The sequence below is a fragment of the Variovorax sp. YR266 genome (assembly GCF_900107295.1).
Lineage (GTDB): Bacteria > Pseudomonadota > Gammaproteobacteria > Burkholderiales > Burkholderiaceae_C > Variovorax.
This window is the reverse complement of the sequence record NZ_FNPM01000003.1, coordinates 475,162-499,692: the sequence shown is the minus strand read 5'-3', so window position 1 is coordinate 499,692 and position 24,531 is coordinate 475,162. Positions and strand designations below refer to the sequence as shown.

Below are 24,531 nucleotides of genomic sequence, written 5' to 3'. Positions count from 1 at the left end.
AATTGCCTGCTCCCGAATTCATCTTCCGAAGAGACAAGCAACGATGGTCGCCGATTCCCGCATTCCCAACTTCCGCGCACTCACGCCCGCGCAGCGCCTGGCCCACATCGCGCAGGCCGCATCGCTCTCCGGGGATGAAGTGGCACTGCTTTCCCAGCCCGGCGCCCTCCGCGTAGACCGCGCCAACGGCATGGTCGAGAACGTGATCGGCACCTTCGAGCTGCCGCTGGGCGTGGCCGGCAACTTCACCGTCAACGGGCGCGACTACCTCGTGCCGATGGCGGTGGAGGAGCCCTCGGTGGTGGCCGCCGCCTCCTTCATGGCCAAGCTGGCGCGCGAGGGCGGTGGTTTCGAGGCTTCGAGCACCGGCCCGCTGATGCGCGCACAGGTGCAGGTGATCGGCATCACTGACCCGTACGGCGCGCGACTGGCGCTGCTGCGCGCGCGCGACGAAATCCTTGCCGTGGCGAACAGCCGCGACAAGGTGCTGATCGGCCTGGGCGGCGGCTGCCGCGACATCGAGGTGCATGTGTTCGGCGACACGCCGCGCGGCGCGATGGTGGTGATGCACCTGATCGTCGACGTGCGCGACGCGATGGGCGCGAACACCGTCAACACCATGGCCGAGGCGGTGTCGCCGCTGGTCGAGAAGCTCACGGGCGGCACGGTGCGGCTGCGCATCCTGTCGAACCTGGCCGATCTGCGGCTGGCGCGTGCCCGCGTGCGGCTGGCACCCTCGGTGCTGGCCACGCGCGAGCGCAGCGGCGAAGAGGTGGTCGAGGGCGTGATCGACGCATACACCTTCGCGGCCATCGACCCCTACCGCGCGGCGACGCACAACAAGGGAATCATGAACGGCGTCGATCCCGTGATCGTCGCGACCGGCAACGACTGGCGCGCAGTGGAAGCCGGCGCGCATGCCTATGCCTGCCGCAGCGGGCGCTACACCTCGCTGACCACCTGGGAGAAGGACACCGCGGGCGCGCTGGTCGGCACCATCGAGATGCCGATGCCGGTGGGCCTGGTCGGCGGTGCAACCAAGACACACCCGCTCGCACGGCTCGCACTGAAGATCCTCGACGTGAAGTCGGCACAGGAGCTGGGCGAAGTCGCGGTGGCCGTGGGCCTCGCGCAGAACCTCGGCGCGCTGCGCGCGCTCGCCACCGAAGGCATCCAGCGCGGCCACATGGCGCTGCATGCCCGCAACATCGCGCTGGTCGCGGGCGCCACCGGGGACGAGGTCGACAGCATCGCGAAGCAGATGGCGGTCGAGCACGACGTGCGCACCGACCGCGCGGTCGCACTGCTCGAAGCGCTGCGCAAGAAGTAAGCAGACGAGCACCGCGGCGGCCACGCAAGACGGCCGTCAGATAACCACAGACGGAGACATCGAAAAATGAGTGCAGACAGTGCAACGCCCGCCCGCTGGCGGCTGGTGGAGATATGGGGCGACACGGCCGACCTGGGCCACCTCGCGTGGTCGATCGCCATCGGCATCGCGGTGAGCCTCACGGGCTACCTCGTGGCCAGCCGCGTGCTCATGAGCACTGTCGGCACGCCCGAGCTGGCACGGGCCTACGCCATGCTCGCCGGCCTGGGCGGCTGCGTGGTGTCGGGCCTGATCTGCGCAAAGCTCTTCACGCCGAAGCGCGAAGTCGTCGAAGGAGCAGCGGCCGATCCGCGCTGGCGCGAAGAGGTGCTGGCCGAACTGGCCGGCGAGCAAGGCGACCTCGGCTCGGTGGACGACCTGCCGCCCGCCGTGGTGCGCGAGATGAAGGAACTCGAAATCCACGACCTGTTCGCGTCGTACAAGCCCCGCGCTCGCCGCACCGAAGGAGCCGCGCCATGATCGATGCCGCACTCCTGAACCAGATCCTCGTGGCCACCGGCATGGGCCTGGTCGGCGCCGTCGTGTTCGCGGCCATCGGCCTCGTCTCGGGCACCGACGAGACCACCACGCTCGCGCCGCTCACCCTGCTGGTGGTGCTGCTCGGCGTGCCGCCCGAAGGCGTGTTCACCTTCTTCCTGGCGGCGGCCGTGGCCAAGCACATGACGCATGCGGTGCCCACCGCGCTGCTGGGCATTCCGGGCGACACCATGGCCACGCCGCTGCTGCAGGATGCGAACGTGCTGCGCAACCTCGGCGTGCCGCACATCGCGCTGCGCAAGATGGTGTCGGGCGCGATCATCGCGGCCTTCATCGCGGTGCCGCTGGCCGTGCTGTTCGCGGTGCTGCTGGCGCCCTACGGCGCGGCCATCACCAAGGCGGCCCCGTGGATCTTCGTGGTGGCGGCCGTGGCCATCGCGTACTTCTCCAGCGGGCGCTGGGCCTCGGTGGCCACGCTGGTGCCGTTCGTGATGGTGATCGTGGCGCTGCAGGCGCTCACCGGCAAGTACGGCGTGAAGCTCGGCATCAGCTACTTCCTGGGCATCGCCATCGGGCCGCTGGTGGCCGACCTGTTCTCGGTGATCTCGCCGGCGGCGCGCGCACGCATGAAGCGCGACAAGGTCCGCACCTTCTCGCTCGCGCCCGACGTGAAGGGCTGGTCGGGCTACTTCCCGAATCCGTTCAAGGTGCTGGACCGCACGCAGGTGAAGTGGACCTTCGCGACGGCCGCGATCTCCAGCGCCACCTTCGTGTTCAGCCCGGTCGCGATGACCGTGGTGCTGGGCGAACTGGTGGGCTCGCGCATCAAGCATGCGTACCACCGGCTCACCACCACGCTGGCCGCGCGCAACGGCGTGACCGAGGCCACCTACATCGCCGAGGCGCTGATCCCGCTGATCGCCATCGGCCTGCCGCTGAGCCCTGTGGCGGCCGGCCCGGCCGCGCCGCTGTTCAACGCGCCGCCGGTGTTCACCATCGATGCGGCCACCGGCCAGACGCACAACCTGCACAACCTGCTGAACCACTGGGAGTTCCTGGGCTACGGCATGCTGGCGGTGGTGCTCGCTGCCCTGGTGGCCTATCCGTTCACGATGAACTTCGCGCGCCGCGCGGCGCTGTTCGTGTCGCGCAAGGTGAGCCACGAGGCGATCATCGCGACCTTCGTCGGGCTGATCGTGGTCATCAGCGTATGGGAAGGCCAGCTGCTCGGGCTGCTGGTGATCCTGACGATGGGGCTGCTGGGCGGGCTGCTGTCGCGCGCGATCGGATTCAACACCGGCGTGCAGTTCATGGGGTACTACACGGCGGTGCTGACGGTGCCGGCGGCGATCAAGGCGTTTGCCTAGGGCCGGTGCGCGGCCTGGGTGCCGGCTTGGGCTTGGGCTTCGGCTTGCTCCCGCCGAACATCTTCTCCACCTGCTGCCCCACGCGCGCCCCGATGGCCGTGCCCACGCCCGGCAGCACCGCGCTGCCGATGGCCGCGCCGGTGAGCGCGGCGCCGGTCAGCGAGAGCTCGGGGTCGCTCGCGGTGCCGCTGATCTTCAGCGGCACGCCGATCACGCCGTCGACAAGGTCCACCGCGATCTCGCCGTCGAGCTTGCGGTTGAAGAGCTTCAGGTTGCCGCTTGCCGTGAGCACGCCCGAGCGGGCCTTGAGGTTGGTGTACTGGATCACCACGCCGTCTTCCGTGCCCTGGGTGTCGACTGTGCCTGTGAGCTCGTCCAGCTGCGTCGTGCCACCGCGGCTGACGCCTGCAGTGGCGACGGCCTTGGCCACGTCCAGCTTGGTGAGCGTGGCGGGCTGTACCGAGAAGGTGGTGCGGGTGTGCAGGCTGCGGATCAGCGCGCCCAGCTCCTCGGAGCTCCCGGCCTCGGCCACGAGCGTGGTGTTGCCCGAGAACTTGCCCGCCACCGAGGTGCGGCGGTCGAAGGCCTGCACCAGGCTCTCGATGTCGATCTGGCGCGGCTCCAGTTCGGCGGAAAACTGCAGCTTGCCGTCGGGCAGTGTCTCCAAGCGGGAGACGCCGTTCCAGGTGCCTCCGCCCGCGTCGATGCGGGTGCGCCAGCGGTCCTGTCCGGCCTGGCGGTCCAGGCGCAGGCGCACGGGTGGCGTGACACTGGCGCGCTCGAGCCGGGCCTGGCGCGGGCGCCAGCCGGGGTCGAAGCGGACGTCGCCGTCGTAGGCCAGCGAGATGTCGCGCCGGTCGATCCAGACCACGTCGCGCCAGCGCAGCAGTTCCACGGGCACGGGCGCGAGCGTCCATGGCGCGGGCAGCGCGACGACGTTGCCGCTGCCCTCCTGCGGCTTGGGCCCCTTGCCGCGGAACGCCCGCACCGAGGTGCGCGGCAGCACCAGGCTCTCGATTTCGATCTCGTCCACGGCAATGACGCGCTGCAGCAGCGGCGCGAGCTGCAGCCGCAGGGTGGCGCGGCGCAGGGTGATGGGGCGCGGCTGGTCGGTGGCGATGTCGGACAGCACCAGCACGGGCACCGGCAACAGCGACCAGTGGGCGCCGCCTACCTTCAGGGCAACGCCGAAGCGCTTCTCGAAGCCTTCGGCGATCTTCGCGGCCACCTCGTCGTCGGTGGGCAGGCGCGCGCTCACCACCCACACCAGCGCGCCCACGCCCAGCAGCAGTGCGACGGCAATGCCAATGAGCCAGCGGCGGACGGGGTGCTTCATCGATTCAAGGTAACACGCAAAGGCGACTCGGTTTGTCAGTCGCCATCGCTATAGTTTTGGCCACTGTTACAGGCACAAAGAAAGAAGCACTCCATGCGTATCTGGAAAAAAGAAATCTCCGTCGAGGCGCTGACGCGCAACCACGTGGGCACCGTCGTATCGGCACTGGGCATGGAATTCCTGGAGGTGGGCGACGACTTCATCCGTGCCCGCTGCCCGGTGGACGAACGCACCCGCCAGCCCTACGGCATCCTGCACGGCGGCGTGTCGGTGGTGCTGGCCGAGACGCTGGGCTCCTGCGGCGCCCACTACTCGGCCCCCGAAGGCGACCGCGCCGTGGGCCTGGACATCAACGCCAACCACATCCGCTCCGTCACCAGCGGCTGGGTGATCGGCACGGCGCGGCCGGTGCACCGCGGACGCACCACGCAGGTCTGGCAGATCGACCTGACGAACGAGGCGGGCGAACTGACCTGCGTGTCGCGCATCACGATGGCGGTGCTGCAGCCGCGCTGACCGGCGGGAGCGCCTGCCGCTCCTTCCTTCTTCTCCTGTGGGTGCGGTGTTCAGCGCGGGGTTCATCGACCACAATCACGCCCCACCAACAACCAACAAGAGGAGACAAGAAATGTTCAACTGGACTGAACGGCCCGCGTCCTCGCTGGCCAACGGCGCGGTCATCGCGCCCGACGAGCGGCTGCCCTGGCTGCAGACCGGCGCCATGGGCGTGCAGCACGTGATCGCGATGTTCGGCGCCACGGTGCTGGCGCCGATCCTGATGGGCTTCAGCCCCAACATCGCGATCCTGATGAGCGGCATCGGCACGCTGATCTTCTATTTCGTCACCGGCGGCAAGGTGCCCAGCTACCTGGGCTCGAGCTTCGCCTTCATCGGCGTGGTGATCGCGGCCAGCGGCTATGCGGGCAAGGGGCCCAACGCCAACATCGCGGTGGCTCTGGGGGGCATCGTGGCCTGCGGGGTGGTGTACATCCTGATCGGGGCCATCGTGCAGGCCGTCGGCACGGGGTGGATCGAGCGCTTCATGCCGCCGGTGGTCACGGGCGCGGTGGTGGCGGTGATCGGCCTCAACCTGGCGAGCGTACCGATCAAGAACATGGCGGCCAGCAACTTCGACTCGTGGATGCAGGCCGTGACCTTCCTCTGCGTGGGCCTGGTGGCGGTGTTCGCGCGCGGCATGCTGCAGCGCCTGCTGATCCTGGTGGGGCTGATCCTGGCCACTGTGGTCTATGCGGTGCTGACCAACGTCATGGGCATGGGCAAGCCGGTCGATCTGAGCGGCATTGCCAACGCGGCGTGGTTCGGCCTGCCGACCTTCACGACGCCGGTGTTCACGGCCAACGCGATGCTGCTGATCGCGCCCGTGGCGATCATCCTGGTGGCGGAAAACCTCGGCCACCTGAAGGCGGTGACGGCCATGACGGGCCGCAACCTCGACCCGTACATGGGCCGCGCTTTCATCGGCGACGGCATTGCCACGGTGGTGAGCGGCGCCGCGGGCGGTACGGGCGTGACCACCTACGCCGAGAACATCGGCGTGATGGCGGCCACGCGCATCTACTCGACGGCGGTGTTCGTGGTAGCGGCCGTCATCGCGCTGGTGCTGGGCTTCAGCCCCAAGTTCGGCGCGCTGATCCAGGCGATTCCGCTGCCGGTGATGGGCGGGGTGAGCATCGTGGTGTTCGGCCTGATCGCCATTGCCGGCGCCAAGATCTGGGTCGACAACAAGGTCGACTTCTCGCAGAACAAGAACCTGATCGTAGCGGCCATCACGCTGATCATCGGCACGGGCGACTTCACGCTGAAGTTCGGCGACTTCGCTCTCGGCGGCATCGGTACCGCGACCTTCGGCGCGATCATTCTTTATGCCCTGCTGGGCCGTTCGAAGAACTGAAGCGAAGCCCCCGGAAAAGTGCAACCTCATGAAAGAAGTGTTCTCCAAGGGGCCTGTTGCGGGGGCAGGTCACCGGGGTTTGGCCCGCGCCCGTTAGACTCCAACGCTTTTCGCACCGACGTTTTCCAATGGCCGATGTCTCCGCCGCGCGCACCAAGGCGGTTTTCGAATTCAAGAGCGCCACGCTGCCGCTGATCGCAGTGATCCTCAAGACGTCCGACCTGGACGTGCTGGCCGAGGCACTCGACGCCCAGCTGGCGGATTCGCCCGACTTCTTCGAGCAGGAGCCGGTGGTGATCGACCTCTCGCTGCTGCAGGAAGCACAGGGCGAGGGTGGCGAAACCGTCGGCGACATCGACTTTGCCGCCCTGCGCAGCCTGCTGGCGCGCCACCAGACCCAACCCATCGCGGTGCGCGGCGGCAATGCCGGGCAGAACGCCGCGGCCCGGGCTGCCGGCCTTTCGGTGGCGGCCATGCCTGCAGCCCCCGCACCCCGCGCCCCGGCGCCGCCAGCCGAGGCCCCCGCCTCGGAAGCCCCGCAGATCGTGCGCGAGGTGCCGGTGCCGGCCAACGGCACGCTCTTGATCGACAAGCCACTGCGCTCGGGCCAGCAGGTGTACGCCCGCGGCGGCGACGTGGTGGTGACGGCGGTGGTGAGCTTCGGCGCCGAGGTCATCGCAGACGGCAACGTGCATGTGTACGCACCGCTGCGCGGCAAGGCCATTGCCGGTGCACGGGGCAACACCGAGGCGCGGATCTTCTCGACCTGCATGGAAGCGCAGCTGGTGGCCATTGCGGGCATCTACCGGACCAACGAGGTGCCGCTGCCCGACACGGTGCTGGGCAAGTCGGCCCAGGTGCGGCTGGACGGCAAGAAAATTGCGATCGACGCTATTCCATGACCCGGATCACCGGCTCAAGGAACGCGGCGACCCTGACAAGCAACAACTGAATCGAAACAAGAAGGAATGGCCATGGCCAAAATTGTGGTGGTGACTTCGGGCAAGGGCGGCGTCGGCAAGACGACGACGAGCGCCAGCTTCGCGTCGGGCCTCGCGCTCGCGGGCAAGAAGACGGCGGTGATCGACTTCGACGTGGGCCTGCGCAACCTCGACCTGATCATGGGCTGCGAACGCCGCGTGGTGTACGACCTGATCAACGTCATCCAGGGCGAAGCCAACCTGAGCCAGGCACTCATCAAGGACAAGCAGTGCGACAACCTGTTCGTGCTGGCCGCATCGCAGACGCGCGACAAGGAAGCGCTCACGCAGGAAGGCGTGGAGAAGGTGCTGACCGACCTCGCCGCGATGGACTTCGAATACATCGTCTGCGACTCGCCCGCGGGTATCGAGACCGGCGCCATGATGGCCATGCACTTCGCCGACGAGGCGCTGGTGGTGACCAACCCCGAGGTTTCTTCGGTGCGCGACTCGGACCGCATCCTGGGCATGCTCAGCAGCAAGACCAAGCGCGCCAAGGACGGCAGCGAGCCCATCAAGGAGCACCTGCTCATCACCCGCTACAACCCGAACCGGGTGGCGGGCGGGCAGATGCTGTCGCTCGAAGACATCCAGGACATCCTGCGCATCAAGCTGATCGGCGTGATCCCCGAGTCGGAAAGCGTGCTGCACGCTTCCAACCAGGGCGTGCCCGCGATCCACGACAAGGAAACCGACGTGGCGCAGGCCTACAGCGACGTGGTGGCGCGCTTTCTCGGCGAAGACAAGCCGATGCGCTTCGTCGACGCCGAGAAGCCGGGCTTCTTCAAGCGGATTTTCGGAGGCAAGTAGTCCATGTCCTTTCTCTCGTTCCTGCTGGGCGAAAAGAAGAAGACTGCCAGCGTCGCGAAGGAGCGGCTGCAGATCATCCTCGCCCACGAGCGGTCCAGCCTCAGCGGCAAGAAGCGGCCCGACTATCTGCCCGAACTCCAGCGCGAGCTGGTGGCGGTGATTTCCAAGTACGTGTCCATCAACGCGGAAGACATCAAGGTGCACCTGGAGACCCAGGACAACCTCGAAGTGCTCGACATCAAGATCGAGCTGCCCGACCCGACTCCTGCGCCGGCGCGCTGAGCGGAAAGAAGCGAAAGCGCACGGACGGGTCCTGCAGGACCCGTTCTGCCAATGCGCGTTCCCACGCGAGGTAGTCGGCCCAGGCCGCATCGCGGCGCGGACCGAACACGCGCATCACCGAGCCCCAGTCGTCGTCGAAGGGGGTCAGCAGCTGGGCCGCCACGAAAGCGGTCGCGAGCGGCCTGCCGGAAGCCTTCCAGCCCTGTGTTCCGCCCTGGAGCCAGGTGAACACCGCCCCCGAACCTGGCCAGCGCTGGTGCGCATCGCGCGCCACGCGGGCGGCGGCCGTGCCGTCGGGCGAAGTGAAGACCAGCGTGCGACCAGCCACGGCGTGCGAAGCCAGTGGCGCCAGCGAGGCCGGCAGCATGTAGAGCGCGCCCGGCAGGTGGCCGCGCTCGTAGTCGAGGCTGGGGCCGACGTCGATCACCGTGACGGCGCCGTTCCTGCGCAACTGGGCCAGCGCGTCGGGGGCGAGAGGCGAAGGGGCATCGTTCACCGTCGCTGCGGTGGCAGGCGGTGCCTGGTCCGGTGCCAGCTCGCCTTCATAGACGTAGATCTCGGCCTGGTTGAGTTGCGTGAGCCAGAAGCTGGTGATGGCGGCGCGCAGCCGATGCGCCGGATCGTCGAGCAGCACGATGCGCGCGCCACGCGTGCCGACGAGGTTCTCGAAATGCATCAGCAGCTGGCCACCCGGTACCTGCTGCACGCCTGTGCCCACGAAGGCCGGGTCGGCGGCAGGCCGCACGTCGAAGACGTAGAGGGTGCGGTCGTTGTCGTCGCGCCAGCGGGCGAGCTGTGTGGCGTCGGCCACGGGCAGGGCGAAGCGTTCGAGCAGGTCGTCGCCGATGCGGCGCAGCACTTCGGGGGATTCGGTCGGCAGTTCGTCGCTGGGGGCTGCGTTCTGCACGGTCGGTGCGCCCTGCAGGCCCCAGGCCATGACGCCGTCCTCGACGAACACTGCATCGGGCGCGCGGCCCAGCAGCCGCAGCGTGGTCGCACCGATGATGCCGCGGGTGCGGCTGAAGCAGTTGATGGCCCAGAGATGGTCATCGGCCCCGTGCGGCTCGAAGCGGCGCAGCGCCAGCTCGGTGCCTGCGTGATTGCGCGCGCCGGGCAGCGAGAGAAATTCGAACTCGGCGCGCGGCCGCGCATCGACCAGCGTGGTCGGCCGGCCTTCGCGCTGGCGTGCGCGCAGCGCTTCGATGGGCAGTGCCGGCGTGCCGTAGTGCAGCCGTGCGCGGTCGCCGAAGGCCTTGACCAGCGTGCCGTAGCCGTCGATGGCGGGCAGGCCTTCGGTCACCCAGCGCTGCAGGCCGCCGTCGAGCGTGCGCACGTCGGTGTAGCCCAGGCGCGCGAGTACGGCCACGGCGGCTTGTGCAACGCCGTCGGGCGCGTTGTAGTCGTCGTAGAACACGACGGGCGTGGAGCGGCGCGGCACCAGCGTGCCGACCTGCAGTTCGAGCCCGCTGAAGGGTGCATTGCGCGCGAGGTTGGGGTGGCGCTGGACGAACCACCGGGTTTCGCGCACGTCGAGCAGCGCCAGCTCGGCTGCGGGCTCTTGCAGCAGCAGAGCCTGCAGGTCTGCGGGGGTGACGGTTTTTGCCCTGGTCGGATTCATGTGTACTTGCTTTCGGGGTGCGTGCGAATGACACCGGGTACTCCCCTCCGCGAATGTCCCCCATCGGCGTGATCGCACCCTGAACAACGGCAAGAACACCAAGCGTAGACCGCATAGCGCCAATGCGGGAAAGAAGTTTCACGCCGATGCTTATGCGAAATGCGCGCATGCAGACAGGTTCTTCATGCCTAGCATCGCAGTCCTTCGCACCATGACAACGACTGCCGACCCGTCCATCGCCCTGGCACGCACACGCCGGCACTGGTGGTGGCACTACGAAGTGCCCACGCTGCTGCTGGCCACCGTGCTCTATGCCGCATGGGCCGCGCTGCTGTGGTGGCACACGGCGCTGCCGGGCTGGGCGCTGTTCCTTGCCGGCGGCTTTCTCGCGCAACTGCACTTCTCTTTGCAGCACGAGAGCATTCATGCGATGCGCCACCTGCCGAAGTGGCTGCGCCACGCGGTGGTGTGGCCGCCGCTGAACCTGTGGCTGCCGTATCCGTTCTACAACCGCGGCCACAGCTCGCACCACGTCAACTTCCACCTCACGCACCCGGAGCGCGACAACGAGAGTGCCTACCACTCCGCGCCTGCGTGGGCGGGCTACGGCCTGGTGTGGCGATGGATCTACATGGCCAACCAGACGATCGCGTTCCGCGTGGTGCTGGGGCCGTTCCTGCGGCTGTGGAAGCTGGTGCGCTTCGAAACCGCCCAGGTGCTGTCGGGCAATTTCTCGCGCCTGCCGACGTGGCTCTGGCATGCGCTGAGCGTGGCGCCGGTGCTGTATTACGTGACCGTCGTCTGCGGCATGGGCTTCGGCGAGTACCTGCTGTACTTCGTGTACCCGGGGATGATGCTGGGGTCGCTGCGTACCTTCACCGAGCATCGCTGGGCCGATACGCCGCACGAGCGCGTGGCCATCGTCGAATCGAATCTCGTGTTCGGGCTGCTGTACCTCTTCAACAACCTGCACCACGTGCACCACCGCGCGCCCACCATGCCCTGGTACGAGATACCGGTGTATTTCCGCAAGCATCGCGCGGCTGTGCTCGCGGCGAACGGCAACTTCTACTACCGGGGGTATGGGGAGATCGTGCGGCGGCACCTGTTCAGGCCGGTGTTCACGCCCGTCCACCCTACTTGGTAGCGCGCCGCGTTCAGTCAGCCGCCACGAAACGCGTGACCTGCGCCAGTACCTCGGCCTCCTTGAGGATGCGGCGATGCCCCCAGCCCTGCGTAGCCACGAGCCGGGCGCCCGCTATCGCGTCGCGATACGCCTCGGCGTCGGCAAAGCGGTTCACGCGATCGTCGCGGTCATGCACGATCAACGTGGGCTGCGCGATGCGCGGGCCCACGGCGGCCGGCTCCAGCTGCGGCATCAGCACGCCTTCGCGCGATTCGAACAGCCGCTGCATCGACAGGCGCGTGGCTTCGTTGAGACCGAAGGTGTGCGCGAAGTAGCGCGTGTATTCGCGCGGCGAGGCAGGCGGCGCGAGCAGCACGAGGCGCTCTGCCGGCAGGCCACGCGCCGCAGCGAGCGCAAGCCCGTTGGCGCCAAGCGAGTGCGCGACTGCGGCACGCAACGCGTGGCCATCTGCCACGAGCCGGGCCGTGACGTAGGCAATGGCGCGCGCGAACTGCGGCGAGTTGCTCATCGTGCCCGCGCTGCGGCCATGCGCCGGCAGCTCGAGCAACACGGGCCGCAGGCCCGCAGCCGCCACGGCCTGCGCGAGCGGCAGCATCTGCCCCGCGTGCCCGCCCCAGCCATGCACCAGCAGCACCACCGGCGCCGACTCGGCACCCGAGTCCTGCGCAGCCAGGTGGTAGATGCCGACGCTCGCGTCTTCGAAGGCCCAGCCCTCGCGCCGCCATTCCGCGCCGGGGCCCTGGCCGCGGTAGAGCCACTTGGGCGGCAGCGGCGTGCCGAACAGGCGGTAGGCGGCGCGCACGCCCAGCGCGGGCCAGAGGCGCTGCGACGTGGTCAGGCCGAAGCGCAGCGCGCGCATCGTGCGGCTGGGCTTGTAGTAGTTCGACTGCGCGGCATGGCCGGCAGTCGGGGTGGAAGTGCTCGTCATGGCGTGGCGTTCCTTCAGGGCGTTCAGTACCAGACCCAGTCCTGGTTGCTTCGGGGCAGGCTGCGCAAGGTGTCGCGAAGGCCCTTGGCACCAACGACGAGCGCGTAGGCGGCAAGAAAGAGGGCAATGATCAGCATGGTGCTTCTCCTGTTTATCGCACGACTGTGCGAAATTATGGCAAATGGAAACGTGAGAGATCCGCCTGCTTCGTGAACAGGTCAGGCGAGGTAGCTGGAAAGAAGCCGCTGCCAGGTCTGCATGGCGCGGTCGGCGGCCTGCGGATCGCGCAGGAAGCGCGCGTCGTGCAGCTGGGTCATGGTCAGGCCGTTGATTTCGCTCACGAGCTGTGCGGGGTCGGTGTCGGCCTTGAGCTCGCCGGTCTCGATGGCTTGCAGCACGGTGCGGCGCAGCGCAGCGCGCCAGCGGGTGATCTCGCCCAGCAGCATGTCGCGCAGCTCGCCTTCGCGGTCGTCGAACTCGAAGGCGCCGGCTGTGTAGAGGCAACCGGTGTGCATTTCGACGTCACGCGTGCGGGCGATCCAGCGCGCGACGATCTCGTTGAGCCGGGGCAGGCCCTTGGGCTTTTGCATGGCGGGCACGAACACCTCGGCCAGGAAGCCGCGGCCGTACTCTTCGATGACAGCCTTCTGCAGCGCCTCGCGCGAACCCACGCGCGAGAACACGCCGCTCTTGGACAGGCCCAGCCGGCTGGCCACGGCCTGCAGCGTGATCGCTTCAAGGCCTTCGGCCAGCGCAAGGTTCATCGCCGCGCCGACGATGGCGGCACGGGTGAGTTCGCTTTTCTGGGTCTTGGCGTCCATGCGGCGAACTTTAGCACAGTCGTGCGAAATCTCAAGAGGCCACTCCTGAAGCGCCTTAAAGATGTTTTACTCATGTGAAACCAACAAACGCATCGTTCCCCGAATAAGCACTTCTGCCGAGAATCGCCGGTCGGTCCCAACCGGGGCCCTGATGACTCTTCCGCGCCAGATGAACTTTCAACAACTGCGCTCGGTACGCGAGGCCGTTCGTTGCGGCTTCAACCTGACCGAAGTCGCCCACACCCTTCACACCTCCCAGCCCGGCGTGAGCCGGCAGATCCGCGAGCTCGAGGAGGAACTCGGCATCGAGCTCTTCGTGCGCGCCGGCAAGCGGCTCACGGGGCTCACCGAGCCCGGCGGGCACGTGCTGCCGATCATCGAGCGCATGCTGATGGAGAGCAGCAACCTGCGCCATGCGGGCCAGGAATTCGTCGCGCAGCAGAGCGGCCTGCTCTCGGTGGCCGCCACGCACTCGCAGGCGCGCTATGCGATGCCGGTGGCGGTGCAGGAGTTTCGCGCGCAGTTTCCGAACGTGAAGCTGCACCTGCACCAGGGCTCTCCCAAGCAGATCGCGCAGATGCTGCTCGACGGCGAGGCCGACGTGGGCATCGCCACAGAGGCTCTGGGCGACTATCCGCAGCTCGTCGCCCTGCCCTGCTATCGCTGGACACATTCGGTGATCGTGCCGCCGGAGCATCCATTGCTCGACGCCCCGCTGACGCTCGAAGCGCTCACGCGCTATCCGCTGATCACCTACGACACGGGCTTCACGGGCCGCTCGCGCATCGACGAAGCCTTCGAGCAGCGCGGGCTGCAACCCAACATCGTGCTGGCCGCGATGGACGCCGACGTGATCAAGACCTACGTGCAGTTGGGCCTGGGCATTGGCATCGTCGCCGGCGTGGCCTACGAAGCCGAGCGCGATACGCAGCTGCGCGCGCTCGATGCGGGGCGGCTGTTCGGCATCAACCTCACCAAGCTCGCGGTGCGGCGTGGCACTTACCTGCGCAAGTACGTCTATGCCTTCATCGAGTCGTTCGCGCCGACGCTGACGCGCGCGGTCGTCGAGAAGGCCCTGGGCGACGAGGCCAGGGCCTCTCACTACGAAATCTAGAGCCTGTCCAGAGGCTGCGGCGTGGTGTGTACTGCGGACGACAGAATGGTTAAAAAAGAAGAATGCAGCTTCACACAAGGGGCGTACATTCGGGTTAATTCCCTGGCTTCCTGGAAACGGATCAGCAATGGCATCGACCCCGCAGCAGCAGCAACAGCAAACAAGGGCCGCCCTCAAGGCGGCCAATGCAGCCGAGCGGCGTGAGAGATTGAGACGAGCCTTGCCCGCAACGGTAGAGCTGCTGCAAAGCCGCCAGGCAGACCGCATCGACGACGCCGACATCGACGCGTATGTGAGCCTCAACTGGCTCGAGTGGCATGGTGGCGGCCTGCGGTTGACCATCACCGGGCGCAATGTGTGCGCCCAATCGGCGCCCACCGCGCTGGTCTGAAGACCGGCTCCGGCGTTCCATCAAAAGAAAAACCGCCACAGTTGCCTGTGGCGGTTTTTGTGCTGTCTGGCCGGCTGTTTACTGGCCAGCGATGATGTTTGCGATCACACCGGTGGCGATTGCCGCGAGCACGAAGTCTCCGCCCACGCCAACCCATTGATAGCCACGGGGCGGCTGCTGCAGGCGGTAGGCACGCCAGTCTTGCACCACGTAGTTGCGGCCACGGTACTCGGGCGGCACGCGGCCACCACGGCGCCATTCGGCATGCGGCTGCGGGAAGCCACGGCGATCGAACTGGCGGCCGTCGCGGAAGTCCTGGTTGCCGCGGTAGTAACCGCCTTGCGGACCACCCCGACGGTCGAAATTGCGGTCGCGCTGTTCATAGCGTCCGTCACCTGGACGGCCATCGCCATGACGGTCTTGCGCAAAGGCGCTCCCTGCGGCCATGCACATCGCGAGCGCTGCTGCGGCGACTGCCATGCTCTTTGAATTGCTGATCATCTGGAACTCCTTCATGCGTTGATGACGAGTCCATTGTGGGCCGCACTTGTGTCCGCTTCGGGCACTTCAGGTCGTGGTCAGGTGAAATCAGGTAAGCGCTGGTATCCGCGCGGCGCCTTGTCCTTCAAACCGCTCAACCCGGCGTGTAGCAGTTGACCACCATGCCGCATTCGTACGCCGTCGAACGCAGCAGCCGCAGCTTGTGGCCCTTGCGCTGGTCGTGGAACACCGAACGCCCCGCGCCCACCGCCGTGGGGTTCACGAAGAACTGGAATTCGTCGACCAGCCCCGCCGCAACCAGCGCGGATGCGAAGCCGACACCGCCGATGGTGATGATGTCCTTGCCCGGTTCACGCTTCAGCGCATTCACCTCCTCGACCATGTCGCCGCGCGCGATGACGGTGCGCTCCCAGCGCGAGGCCGCGAGCTTGTCGGTGAGCACCACCTTGCGTGCATCGACGATCTTCTGTGCGAAGGCGTAGTGCGGGTTCGCAGGAAAGTTCTTCGCCGCGCGACTCCAGTGATCGAGGTAGCCCTCTTCCGCGATCAGCCGGCTCAGCAGGATGGTGTCTATATCTTCGAAGACGGCGTTGAAGTCTTGCTTCAGCTTGTCGTCCCAGCCCCAGCGATCACCCCAGCCCCACAGTTGCCAGTCGAGGTTGCCATTGGCCGGCGAGACATAGCCGTCGACCGACATCTGCATCTGGAGGATGAGCTTTCTCATACCGGTTCTCCTTCATGAGGACTGAAACAACCGCTTGTTGAATGCAAGCAGTGCCAGTATGCAGAAGAAGATGCAGGCCGAGCTGCGCAAGGCACATCTCGGCGGGCACTAACGTCGATACGAGATGCTCAAGGGTGCGGCAACGGCCAGCTCATCCGCCGACCAGGCTGTTGACCTGGTCGCTGCGCGAGCTGCTGCCGTGCTTCACGTGACGGTCCAGCGGTGGCAGGTCGAGTTCGATCAGTGCGCCATGCGCACGTGCAAGGTCAAAGGTGCCGGTAGATTGCGGCCTGTCGGTATGCAGCACCAGCGCATACGGGCCCTCACCGCGCGCCGCAATGCGTTGCGCGAGAATGCCGCTGCCCTCCTCCGCATCCGGCACATTGTTGTTCTCGCGCGGCGATGAAAGCACGAGCACGCTGCCTCCCAACGCGATGATCGCCACCCGCACGTTGCTGCCGGGCACCGCCACGGGCTCGCCGATGTGCGTGTCGGCATCGTCGGGCACGGTGCCGAGCAAGGCGCGGTAGCGCGCCAGCGTGGCGTCGAGATCGCGCACCGCAATGGCCAGGCTCGCCACGCCGAGCGCGCCGTTGGCATGCACGCGCACATCGCCTTCGGGCACGCGCAATGCGCGCGGCGTGAGGTCGCCGCACAGGAAGGGCAAGTCGGCCGAAGGCGCGCGCGCCGTCTGCCAGCGCAGGCGCTCGCCATCGGGGCGCACGCGGCCGCCGTCGAGCGGGCCATCGAGTGCGAGCCCCCGCGCCTTCGCGTCGGCCACGGTGGCGGCGGTGTCGCGCGGCAGCAGCGCGAAGTCGACGATACCTTCGCCGTGGCGTTGCAGCAGCTGCCACCAGCGTTCGGTGGGCGACGGCTCGCGCCATGCGATCAGCTCGAAGTAGCTGCCGTCGCCGAACACCACCAGCGCGTTGTGCGTGGCACGGCCCGGATGGTCGCCGCCGCGCAGCACGTGAAAGCCCAGCGCGCCGTAGTCGGCAATGGTGCGTTCGAGGTCGTGCACCGCGATGACGATGTGGTCGAGTTTCAATGACATGTGTTTTCTCCCGTGGATGGCCGGATCAGGAAGCAGTGCGCGCCGCGCCATCACCGCCAAGGTAGGCATCGCGAATGCGCGCATCGGCCAGCAGCTCGCGCGCCGGACCCGAGAGCACGATGCGCCCCGTCTGCAGCACATAGCCGTGATGCGCAATCTGCAGCGCGAGGCTCGCGTTCTGCTCGACCATGAACACCGACACGCCCTGGCTGTTGATGCGCGCGATGAGCTCCAGCACCTTGTCGACGTACAGCGGCGACAGGCCCATGGTCGGCTCGTCCATGCAGATGAGCTGCGGGCGGCCCATGAGCGCGCGCGCCATCGCCACCATCTGCTGCTCGCCGCCCGAGAGCGTGCCGGCCTGGAACTCGATGCGCTCGGCCACGCGCGGAAACAGCTCCAGCATGCGTTCGAGGTCTTCGGCCACGGCCTTGCGGTCGCTGCGCGCATAGGCGCCCATCAGCAGGTTCTCGCGCACGGTCATTGCGGGAAACAGGCGGCGCGCTTCGGGCACCGAGCCTATGCCGCGGCGGATGATCTGCGGCGTGCTCAGCCCGAGCATCGATTCGCCGTTGAAATTGACTTCGCCCGAGCGCGGCTTGAGCAGGCCGAGCACGATCTTCATGGTCGTCGACTTGCCACTCGCGTTGCCGCCGAGCAGGCTGACGATCTGGCCCTTGCGCACTTCGATGTCGAGGTCGAAGTGGGCCTGGACGGGGCCGTAGAAGCTGTTGATCTTCCTGAGCTGGAGCAGGGGCTGCAGCGACCCGCTGGAAGCAGGTGCAGCGGCGCGTTCGGGCAGCCCCTCGTCCCTGCCCTCTCCCCAGAGGGGCGAAGGAGAAAGACCGGTGCGCGCGACGGTGGCGATCATGCGGGCACCGCCTCTCCGACATGGCGATGGCCCAGGTACGCCTCGATTACTGCCGGGTCGTTGCGCACTTCGTCGGGCAGGCCTTCGGCGATCTTGCGGCCGTCGTCGAGCACGGCCACGCGGTCGGACAGCTGCATCACCAGGTCGAGCTTGTGCTCGATCAGCAGGATGGTCTGGCCGCGCGCCTTCAGGCCGCGGATGATCTCCAGCATCTCCGCCGTCTCGCTCTCGTTCATGCCGGCAGTGGGCTCGTCGAGCAGCAGCAAGCGCGGCTTGAGCGCCAGCGCCCGTGCGATCTCCACGCGGCGGCGGTTGGCGTACGAGAGGCTGTACGCGGGGTGATCGATGCGCGGTGCGAGGCGTTCGCCGAAGAGCGCGATGATTTCTCGCGCCTCCTCACGCAGCGCCTGTTCTTCGCGGCGCACGGCACCGGGCTGCACCAGCGCGAGCGCGAGTTCGGCCAACGCACCCAACCCTGGCACACCACCGATGCGAGGTTTCACGGCGCGCAGCCGCGTGTGTGCGCCGACCAGCACGTTGTCGAGCACCGAGAGGTTCGCGAACACACGCCCATGCTGGAAGGTGCGCGCCAGCCCGCGCTGCGCGAGCTGCTCTGCCGGCAGTCCGGTGATGTCCCGTCCGTCGAACAGCACCTGCCCCGCGTCGGGCTTGTCGAGGCCGGTGACGAGGTTGAACAGCGTGGTCTTGCCCGCGCCGTTCGGCCCGATCACGCTCAGCAGTTCGCCCTCGCCCACGTGCAGGTCGACGGCATCGACGGCCGTGAGCCCGCCGAAGCGGCGTGTGAGGCCGCGTATCTCAAGCAGCGATGGCATCGGCTTCCTTCTTCGCCGCTTGCGCCTTCGAGTTGACCAGCTTCACCTCGGCGCGGATGGTCTGCGGATTGCGCAGCAGGTTGAGGATCGGGCAGTTGCGCTCCACCGCCTCGAACAGCGCGTCGATATCTTTGCGGCTTGCGGGCGAATCGATGTGCACCGTGTAGCCGATCTCGTGCGGCCAGATCGGCGTCTTCTCGTGGCCGGGCTTGCCGCCTCGCGGATCGATGATGCCGGTCACTTCCACTTCGAGGCTTTCGAGCGGCACCTGCCGTTCGGCCGCCTGGATCAGGAAGATGTGCGTGACGCAGGTGCCGAGCACGCCCAGCTGCAGCTCGGGCGAGCTGGGGCCGAGGTTGTAGCCCGCGAAGTCCGGCGGGCTGTCGCTGATGATCTGGTGCTCGCGGATGCGCAGGCGGCGCACGCCGCTGCGGCCTTCTGCCTTCACGCTGGCCTTCAGTTGCACGGGCTGTGCGGTGCCCGCTTCGACGGCGGCATTGCGTGCCAGCACGGCGGCACGTTTCTCGGCGAGGTAGTCGTTGAGGTGGCTCATGGTGTGGTGTTCTTTCAGACGGTGCCCAGCAGGCCTTGCGGGCGGAAGCGAATCAAGAGAAGCAGCGCGACGCCGTAGATCAGCATGCGGTACTCGGCCGTCACGCGGAACAGCTCTGGCAGGCTCACGAGCGCGACCGCGCCGAGCAGAGCGCCGCTGATGTTCCCGAGCCCGCCGAGGATCACCATCGTCAGCGCGAGGATCGAGATCTGCGAACCGAAGGTCTCGTGGTTGATGTACGAGTACATGTGCGCGGTGAAGGCGCCGCTCACGCCTGCCGCGAAGCCGCCGAAGCCGAAGGCCAGTGCCTTGTAGCGATCGGGGCTCACGCCGTAGGCGCGCGCGGCCACTTCGTCTTCGCGCACCGCGCGGAAGGTGCGGCCCAGGTGCGAACGCAGCAGGCGCCATTGCAGCAAGGCCAGCAGCACCATCGCGCCGAACGATGCCCAGTAGACGGCCTCGTTCGACGATGCATCGCGCCCGAACAGCGAGAGCGGCGGAATGCCCGAGACGCCGATGGGCCCGTGCGTGAGGCTTTCCCAGTTGAGGATGGTGAGCGCCACGATCTCGCCGATGCCGAGCGTGGCAATCGATACATAGTGGCCACGCAGCCTGAAGGCAGGGAAGATCAGCGCAGTACCGATCAGCGAGGTGAGGATGCCCGCGAGCACGATGCCCGTGCCGACCGGCAGGTGCAGGTCGAGCACCAGCAGCGACGATGCATACGCGCCGATGGCCAGCAGCCCCGCATGGCCCAGCGAGATCTGCCCGATGGTGCCGGCAACGAGCGTGAGGCTCAACGCGAGCGCCCCGTAGAGCCACGCATTGGTGAGCGTCTGCAGCAGGTACGGCGATGGATCGAAGAGCGGCAACGCCACCGCTGCTACAAACAACGCAAGGAGCAGACGCCGCGGCACATGCCACGGCTTGCTCGGTGCGATGAAGGTGCCCGTCAGCGGCTCCGGCGGCAACGCGCGCTTGCGTCCGAACAACCCGTTGGGCTTCCACACCAGGATGACCAGCAGCAGCGCGAAGGCGAAGAGATTTCGATACGGCGTGCCGAGGATCGCTACGCCATAGCTCTCGATCAGCCCCAGCAGCAGGCTGCCGACGATGGCGCCCGGCACGTTGCCCACGCCGCCGACCACGGTGGCCACCACGCCCTTGAGCGTGGCCTGGAAGCTCATCGCCGGGCTGATGTTGTTGTAGTACATGCCCACCAGCAGGCCCGAGAGACCGCCAAGCGCGGCGGCGATGGCAAACACGGTCTGGTTCACGCGGTCGACGTCCACGCCCATCTGCTGGGCCGCGTCGCGGTCTTGTGCGGTGGCGCGCACGGCCCAGCCGAGTTTCGTGAAACGCAGGAAGACGAACAGCACGGCCGCGCTCGCGATGCCGATGCCCGCGATCAGGATGTCGAGCGCGCCGATGGTGCCGGTGCCGATCTGCAGGCGCCAGTCGGGCAGCTGCGTGGGCAGCGAGCGCGGGTCTGGGCTGAACACCAGCTGCACGACGATGTCGAGCACGAAACTGATGCCGATGGTCGCCAGCAGCGGCGCGATGCGTGCCGCGCCCTGCAGCGGGCGAAGGCCCACGCGTTCGATCAGCATGCCGAGCGCGCCCGAGCCGAGCACCACCAGCAGGATGGTCACCGGCAGCGGCGTGTGCAGGAAGGTGATCGACGCCCAGCCGATGTACGCGCCCACCGTGTACACCGAGCCGTGCGCGAAGTTGATGAGGTGCGAGACGCCGAAGATCAATGCGAGGCCGACCGCCAGCAACGCATAGATGTTGCCGATGATCAGGCCGTTGACGGTGTAGTCGAAAAAGGAGGTGAAGCTCATCGACTACCTGGCCACTGCCACGGCCGCCTTCTCGTCGACCTGCGCCCACTTGCCGTCTTTCACGACGAGGTTGACGCTCTTCACGCCGATCACGCGGCGCGTCTGTGGGTCGAAGCTCGCCTTGCCGAAGATCACGCTGGGCACGTCCTTGATCTTGTAGAACGCATCGCGCACGGCCTTGCGGTCGGCCTTCGGGCCCGCCTGGCGTAGCGCTGCAGCGGCGTACGCGACTGCGTCGTAGGCATAGGCGTTGAAGGCGTCTGGCTCCTTGCCGTACTTCGCGCGGAAGCTCTTCACGAAGTCCTGCACCTCGGCGCGCGGCTCCTCTGGATAGAAGGCGGTGTTGGTGTAGATGCCGTTCACTGCCGCGCCACCGAGCTCGATGAACTTCGGCGAATACACCGAGCCTACGGCGGCGATCGGCTGCTTGAGGCCCACGCTGCGCACCTGGCCCGCGATGAGCGCGCCGTCAGGGTAGTAGGAGATGAGCACCAGCCCGTCGGGGTTGGCGTCGCGCACGCGCACCAGCGTCGAGCGGAAGTCTTTCTCGTCGGCCTGGTAGCCCTCGGCAATCGCGAGCTGCGCGCCGCGCTCCTGCGCGGCCTTCACGAGCACGTCCTTGCTGGTGCGGCCCCAGTCGGTGTTGAGGTACAGCACGGCGATGCGCTTGAAGCCCAGCGTCTTCACCGCGAGTTCGGCGAGCAGCGGCTGCGCATCGGCCTGGCTGATCGAGGGACTCCAGATATAGTCGCCGCCCTTGGTGAAGTCGGGATGCGAGTTGGTGAAGCCCAGCTGCACCAGGCCCGCGCGCTGGTAGATGGGCGAGGCGGCCATCGAGGCCGGGCTGGAGAAGTCACCGAGCTCGATGAGCACGCGCTTGTCGTTCACCAGCTTCTGCGCAATGGCCACCGACTGGCGCGGATCGCTCTGGCTGTCCTCGAAGTTGTAGGCCAGCGGCCGGCCGTGGATGCCGCCCTGCGCGTTGATGTGTTCGAGGGCAAGGTCGAAGCCCGCCTTCCACTGCGCACCGTACTGCGCGTTCTGCCCGGTGAGCGGACCGCTCACGCCGAACCACACGGGCTCGCCGGTGGCGGGCGCGGCCCAGGCGACGACGGGCGCGGCCAGCAAGGCCATGGAGAGAGCGGCCACATGACGCAGGAAGCGGTGGCGAGTGAGCAGCGGCATGGTGTCGAACCCCGGAGATGAATGAAGGTGCAGGGCAACGATTCTTCGCCTGCGCCCACTGGCCGGGAACGAACAAAAACGGGGAGGCTTATGCGCTTTCCGAGCAAAGGGACAAGCGCCCGTGCGCCCTCAGGCTGCGTTTAAGCTGCGCGCCACATGAAGCGACGACACCTCCTCCACCTGCTGGCCGGCGTGCCTGCCATCACTCTTCTGTCGGCCTGCGGCAAGCGCAAGGCCTCGGCCACCGCGCTGAAATCCGATGCCCACGTGCTGGCCCTGGGCGACAGCCTGACCCATGGCTATGGCGCACCGCCCGACGCAGCCTGGCCCGTGAAACTGGGCGAGCTCACGGGCTGGCAGGTCGAGAACGCGGGCGTCAACGGCGACACCTCTGAAGGCGCGCTGCAGCGCTTGCCGGGCCTGCTGAGTGCCACGAGCTACGACGCGATCCTGATCGGGATTGGCGGCAACGACATGCTGCGCGGCGTGTCGGCCACGGCCACGCGCGACAACCTCGTCGAGCTGATCACCCAGGCGCGTGCGCACACGCCCTACGTCGCCGTGCTGGCCACGCCGGCGCCCGACGCCATGCGCGCGGCCGTCGGCTCGCTCAGCGATGCGCCGTTCTACGAAGAGGTGGCGAAATCGCAGCAGGCGCTGCTGGTCGCCAATGTGTATTCGAGCGTCCTGTCGGATTCGTCGCTGCGCTCCGACCGCATCCATGCCAATGCACGAGGCTATGAAAAGGTCGCGCAGCTTCTGGCGGATCAGCTCAAGGCTGCTGGCTGGCGCTGATCAACCGTTGATCAGGTCGACGTAGGCGCCCTGCACCAGCTGGTCGATGCTGATGCCGAGCTGCGACATGAGTGCGTGTGCTTCGGCTGTGCCGGCTTCGGCGGACTCGCCCTCTTCCAGCACCACTTCGAGTTCGAGGAATTCTCCGAGGCCTTCGACACGGTCGAGATGCACACGCGTGCGGCCCACGATGAATAACCGGCGCTGCTTGCGAACCCGGCCGGCCTGTCCCCATGCGAGCGTGAGCGATTCGCGCAGCACGTCGGGCGTGCTGCAGGGCGTGATCAGGTAGAACGACTCCTTCGGTCCGGTGCTGTTCGCGCGGCGGTAGAAGATCAGCTCGGCACGGTCGGGCGCGAAGGTGCGCAGCTTGAGGCGGTCGGCGCTGTCGTTGCAGCGGAAGAAGGTGTCGTCCTGTGCGATCTCGATGGGGCCCTGGTCGGCCAGCGTTAGGGCGATGCTTGCGACGCGGTCTACGCTGTCGATACGGGCCTTGATCTCGATGTTTCTTGCCATTTGTGCCTTGGAGGTTTTGTTCGGGGTGCGTGCGAATGGCACCGGGTACTCCCCTCCGCGAATGTCCCCCGTCGGCGTGAGCGCGCCCCGAACTGACCCGCGAGGATCAAGGCGCGTTGCCCTGCGGACCGACAGGCGGCGGTGCAGCGCGACCGCTGGAACCGGGTGACAACTTGCGGCCAAAGGCCTCGCCCACGTTGCGCACCGGTCGGCTGGCCTTCTCCGACACGTTGTTCACGCCACGTCGCGTGGCAGCGTCTGCGCGGTTGACTCCGCGGCCCGCGGCGTTGGTGCCGCGCTGCACGCTGCCCACGACCTTGCCGCTGCGGGAGGGCGACTTGATGGTGTGGGCGCGTTGCGCCTGGGGCGGGTTGTCCGCGCTCTGGGCCTGTGCACCGGCTGGCAGCCACAGCGCGGCAGCCATCGTCACGGCGAGCGAGGTGCGAAGGGTGTTGATCGGGAATTTCATGGGGCCTCCTTGGTGTTGGTGTCGTCTGCTTCGGCTTCTGCAGCGGCTGCGCGTGCCATGCGCTCGCTCTTCCAGTAGACGTCGTCGCCGCCGTTCATTCGGTTGAGCACGCGTGCAAGCACGAAGAGCAGGTCGCTAAGCCGGTTGAGGTACTGGCGCAAGGCGTCGTTGAGTTCGGCGGTGGCGCCGAGCGCAACCACCGCACGCTCCGCGCGCCGCGCCACCGTGCGGCACACATGCGCGAGCGATGCCGCGCGCGTGCCGGCGGGCAAGATGAATTCGGCCAGGCGCGGCAACGCGGCGTTGTGCTCGGCCAGCGCGTTGTCCAGCTGCAGCAGCGCATCGGCCTTCAGCAACGTGAAACCCGGCATCGACAGCTCGCCGCCGAGGTTGAAGAGCTGGTGCTGCACGTCGACCAGCAGCTCGCGCACGGGCTCTGGCATGGGCTCGCACAGCAGCACGCCGATGTGCGAGTTGAGTTCGTCCACGTCGCCCATCGCGTGCACGCGCAAGTGGTCTTTCGGCACGCGCGTGTTGTCGCCGAGGCCGGTGGTGCCGTCGTCGCCGGTGCGGGTGGCGATCTGGGAGAGTCGGTTGCCCATGGAGGCTCCTG

Annotated in this window: 27 protein-coding genes; 12 read left to right on the top strand and 15 right to left on the bottom strand. The window is 67.4% G+C overall.

Annotated features, from left to right (window positions below):
* Nucleotides 1-43: 43 nt before the first annotated feature.
* The 3 genes from BLW48_RS11480 to BLW48_RS11470 all read left to right on the top strand — a co-directional run bounded on the left by BLW48_RS11480 (nt 44) and on the right by BLW48_RS11470 (nt 3,234).
* Nucleotides 44-1,330, top strand: coding sequence for a hydroxymethylglutaryl-CoA reductase, degradative (locus BLW48_RS11480; RefSeq protein WP_093174727.1), 1,287 nt, complete (start codon nt 44-46; stop codon nt 1,328-1,330).
* A gap of 66 nt (nt 1,331-1,396) precedes the next feature.
* Entirely contained in the window at nt 1,397-1,849 is a 453-nt protein-coding gene (locus tag BLW48_RS11475; protein ID WP_093057082.1) for a hypothetical protein, read from the top strand.
* The gene (locus BLW48_RS11470) at nt 1,846-3,234 is read left to right on the top strand and encodes a tripartite tricarboxylate transporter permease (protein ID WP_093057083.1); all 1,389 of its coding nucleotides are present in this window, start codon (nt 1,846-1,848) and stop codon (nt 3,232-3,234) included. Before BLW48_RS11475 ends, BLW48_RS11470 begins: the two co-directional genes overlap by 4 nt.
* Here the strand turns inward: BLW48_RS11470 and BLW48_RS11465 are convergent.
* On the bottom strand, nt 3,218-4,570 hold the full coding sequence (locus tag BLW48_RS11465) for an AsmA family protein (protein ID WP_093174725.1): 1,353 nt from the start codon (nt 4,568-4,570) through the stop codon (nt 3,218-3,220). The genes BLW48_RS11470 and BLW48_RS11465 overlap by 17 nt on opposite strands.
* Before the next feature lie 93 nt (nt 4,571-4,663).
* On the opposite strand from BLW48_RS11465, the gene BLW48_RS11460 reads away from it, so the two are divergent.
* From BLW48_RS11460 to minE, 5 genes are all read left to right on the top strand, one after another.
* Nucleotides 4,664-5,086 carry a hotdog fold thioesterase gene (locus BLW48_RS11460; protein WP_093057085.1) on the top strand — a complete coding sequence of 141 codons (423 nt, stop codon included), beginning with the start codon at nt 4,664-4,666 and terminating at the stop codon, nt 5,084-5,086.
* Nucleotides 5,087-5,198: 112 nt separating this feature from the next.
* The gene (locus tag BLW48_RS11455; RefSeq protein ID WP_093057086.1) at nt 5,199-6,482 is read left to right on the top strand and encodes a solute carrier family 23 protein; all 1,284 of its coding nucleotides are present in this window, start codon (nt 5,199-5,201) and stop codon (nt 6,480-6,482) included.
* Nucleotides 6,483-6,610: 128 nt separating this feature from the next.
* Nucleotides 6,611-7,384: a septum site-determining protein MinC gene (gene minC, locus BLW48_RS11450; RefSeq protein ID WP_093174723.1), complete on the top strand. Its 774-nt coding sequence runs from the start codon at nt 6,611-6,613 to the stop codon at nt 7,382-7,384.
* 72 nt (nt 7,385-7,456) lie between these two features.
* Nucleotides 7,457-8,272, top strand: coding sequence for a septum site-determining protein MinD (gene minD, locus BLW48_RS11445; protein WP_093057168.1), 816 nt, complete (start codon nt 7,457-7,459; stop codon nt 8,270-8,272).
* A 3-nt stretch (nt 8,273-8,275) separates the two neighbouring features.
* On the top strand, nt 8,276-8,554 hold the full coding sequence (gene minE, locus BLW48_RS11440; RefSeq protein WP_093057088.1) for a cell division topological specificity factor MinE: 279 nt from the start codon (nt 8,276-8,278) through the stop codon (nt 8,552-8,554).
* On the opposite strand, the gene BLW48_RS11435 is transcribed toward minE, so the two are convergent.
* Nucleotides 8,511-10,172, bottom strand: a complete 1,662-nt coding sequence (locus BLW48_RS11435) for a rhodanese-like domain-containing protein (RefSeq protein WP_093174722.1) — start codon at nt 10,170-10,172, stop codon at nt 8,511-8,513. The two genes, minE and BLW48_RS11435, sit on opposite strands and share 44 nt — an antisense overlap.
* A 211-nt stretch (nt 10,173-10,383) precedes the next feature.
* Here BLW48_RS11435 and BLW48_RS11430 point away from each other — a divergent pair, with 211 nt between their 5' ends.
* Nucleotides 10,384-11,319, top strand: coding sequence for a fatty acid desaturase (locus BLW48_RS11430; RefSeq protein ID WP_093174720.1), 936 nt, complete (start codon nt 10,384-10,386; stop codon nt 11,317-11,319).
* 10 nt (nt 11,320-11,329) lie between these two features.
* On the opposite strand, the gene BLW48_RS11425 is transcribed toward BLW48_RS11430, so the two are convergent.
* Both BLW48_RS11425 and BLW48_RS11420 read right to left on the bottom strand, forming a co-directional pair.
* The gene (locus tag BLW48_RS11425) at nt 11,330-12,247 is read right to left on the bottom strand and encodes an alpha/beta fold hydrolase (protein ID WP_093174718.1); all 918 of its coding nucleotides are present in this window, start codon (nt 12,245-12,247) and stop codon (nt 11,330-11,332) included.
* Between the two features lie 218 nt (nt 12,248-12,465).
* A complete protein-coding gene (locus tag BLW48_RS11420; protein WP_093076513.1) occupies nt 12,466-13,068 on the bottom strand; it encodes a TetR/AcrR family transcriptional regulator in 603 nt (200 codons plus the stop codon).
* A gap of 169 nt (nt 13,069-13,237) precedes the next feature.
* On the opposite strand from BLW48_RS11420, the gene BLW48_RS11415 reads away from it, so the two are divergent.
* Nucleotides 13,238-14,182 (top strand): CysB family HTH-type transcriptional regulator, encoded by a 945-nt coding sequence (locus tag BLW48_RS11415; protein ID WP_093076511.1) that lies wholly within the window; start codon nt 13,238-13,240, stop codon nt 14,180-14,182.
* 127 nt (nt 14,183-14,309) lie between these two features.
* The gene (locus tag BLW48_RS11410) at nt 14,310-14,573 is read left to right on the top strand and encodes a hypothetical protein (protein ID WP_093057093.1); all 264 of its coding nucleotides are present in this window, start codon (nt 14,310-14,312) and stop codon (nt 14,571-14,573) included.
* Nucleotides 14,574-14,651: 78 nt separating this feature from the next.
* On the opposite strand, the gene BLW48_RS11405 is transcribed toward BLW48_RS11410, so the two are convergent.
* The 8 genes from BLW48_RS11405 to BLW48_RS11370 all read right to left on the bottom strand — a co-directional run bounded on the left by BLW48_RS11405 (nt 14,652) and on the right by BLW48_RS11370 (nt 22,138).
* Nucleotides 14,652-15,074, bottom strand: coding sequence for an RcnB family protein (locus BLW48_RS11405; RefSeq protein ID WP_093174716.1), 423 nt, complete (start codon nt 15,072-15,074; stop codon nt 14,652-14,654).
* Between the two features lie 133 nt (nt 15,075-15,207).
* Entirely contained in the window at nt 15,208-15,798 is a 591-nt protein-coding gene (locus BLW48_RS11400) for a dihydrofolate reductase family protein (RefSeq protein ID WP_093174714.1), read from the bottom strand.
* A 151-nt stretch (nt 15,799-15,949) separates the two neighbouring features.
* Nucleotides 15,950-16,852, bottom strand: coding sequence for a VOC family protein (locus BLW48_RS11395; RefSeq protein ID WP_093174712.1), 903 nt, complete (start codon nt 16,850-16,852; stop codon nt 15,950-15,952).
* A gap of 25 nt (nt 16,853-16,877) precedes the next feature.
* On the bottom strand, nt 16,878-17,723 hold the full coding sequence (locus BLW48_RS11390; RefSeq protein ID WP_256216735.1) for an ABC transporter ATP-binding protein: 846 nt from the start codon (nt 17,721-17,723) through the stop codon (nt 16,878-16,880).
* Nucleotides 17,720-18,556: an ABC transporter ATP-binding protein gene (locus BLW48_RS11385; RefSeq protein ID WP_093174710.1), complete on the bottom strand. Its 837-nt coding sequence runs from the start codon at nt 18,554-18,556 to the stop codon at nt 17,720-17,722. The genes BLW48_RS11390 and BLW48_RS11385 overlap by 4 nt, the downstream gene beginning before the upstream one ends.
* Entirely contained in the window at nt 18,540-19,109 is a 570-nt protein-coding gene (locus BLW48_RS11380; protein ID WP_093174708.1) for an OsmC family protein, read from the bottom strand. The genes BLW48_RS11385 and BLW48_RS11380 overlap by 17 nt, the downstream gene beginning before the upstream one ends.
* Before the next feature lie 14 nt (nt 19,110-19,123).
* Nucleotides 19,124-20,953, bottom strand: a complete 1,830-nt coding sequence (locus BLW48_RS11375) for an ABC transporter permease (RefSeq protein WP_093076504.1) — start codon at nt 20,951-20,953, stop codon at nt 19,124-19,126.
* Between the two features lie 3 nt (nt 20,954-20,956).
* Entirely contained in the window at nt 20,957-22,138 is a 1,182-nt protein-coding gene (locus BLW48_RS11370) for an ABC transporter substrate-binding protein (protein WP_093174706.1), read from the bottom strand.
* Between the two features lie 156 nt (nt 22,139-22,294).
* Here BLW48_RS11370 and BLW48_RS11365 point away from each other — a divergent pair, with 156 nt between their 5' ends.
* A complete protein-coding gene (locus BLW48_RS11365; protein WP_093174704.1) occupies nt 22,295-22,933 on the top strand; it encodes a GDSL-type esterase/lipase family protein in 639 nt (212 codons plus the stop codon).
* On the opposite strand, the gene BLW48_RS11360 is transcribed toward BLW48_RS11365, so the two are convergent.
* The 3 genes from BLW48_RS11360 to BLW48_RS11350 all read right to left on the bottom strand — a co-directional run bounded on the left by BLW48_RS11360 (nt 22,934) and on the right by BLW48_RS11350 (nt 24,520).
* On the bottom strand, nt 22,934-23,449 hold the full coding sequence (locus tag BLW48_RS11360) for a class IV adenylate cyclase (protein ID WP_093076499.1): 516 nt from the start codon (nt 23,447-23,449) through the stop codon (nt 22,934-22,936).
* 106 nt (nt 23,450-23,555) lie between these two features.
* A complete protein-coding gene (locus BLW48_RS11355) occupies nt 23,556-23,918 on the bottom strand; it encodes a hypothetical protein (protein ID WP_093057102.1) in 363 nt (120 codons plus the stop codon).
* Nucleotides 23,915-24,520: a cob(I)yrinic acid a,c-diamide adenosyltransferase gene (locus BLW48_RS11350; protein WP_093174702.1), complete on the bottom strand. Its 606-nt coding sequence runs from the start codon at nt 24,518-24,520 to the stop codon at nt 23,915-23,917. Before BLW48_RS11350 ends, BLW48_RS11355 begins: the two co-directional genes overlap by 4 nt.
* Between the last annotated feature and the right edge of the window lie 11 nt (nt 24,521-24,531).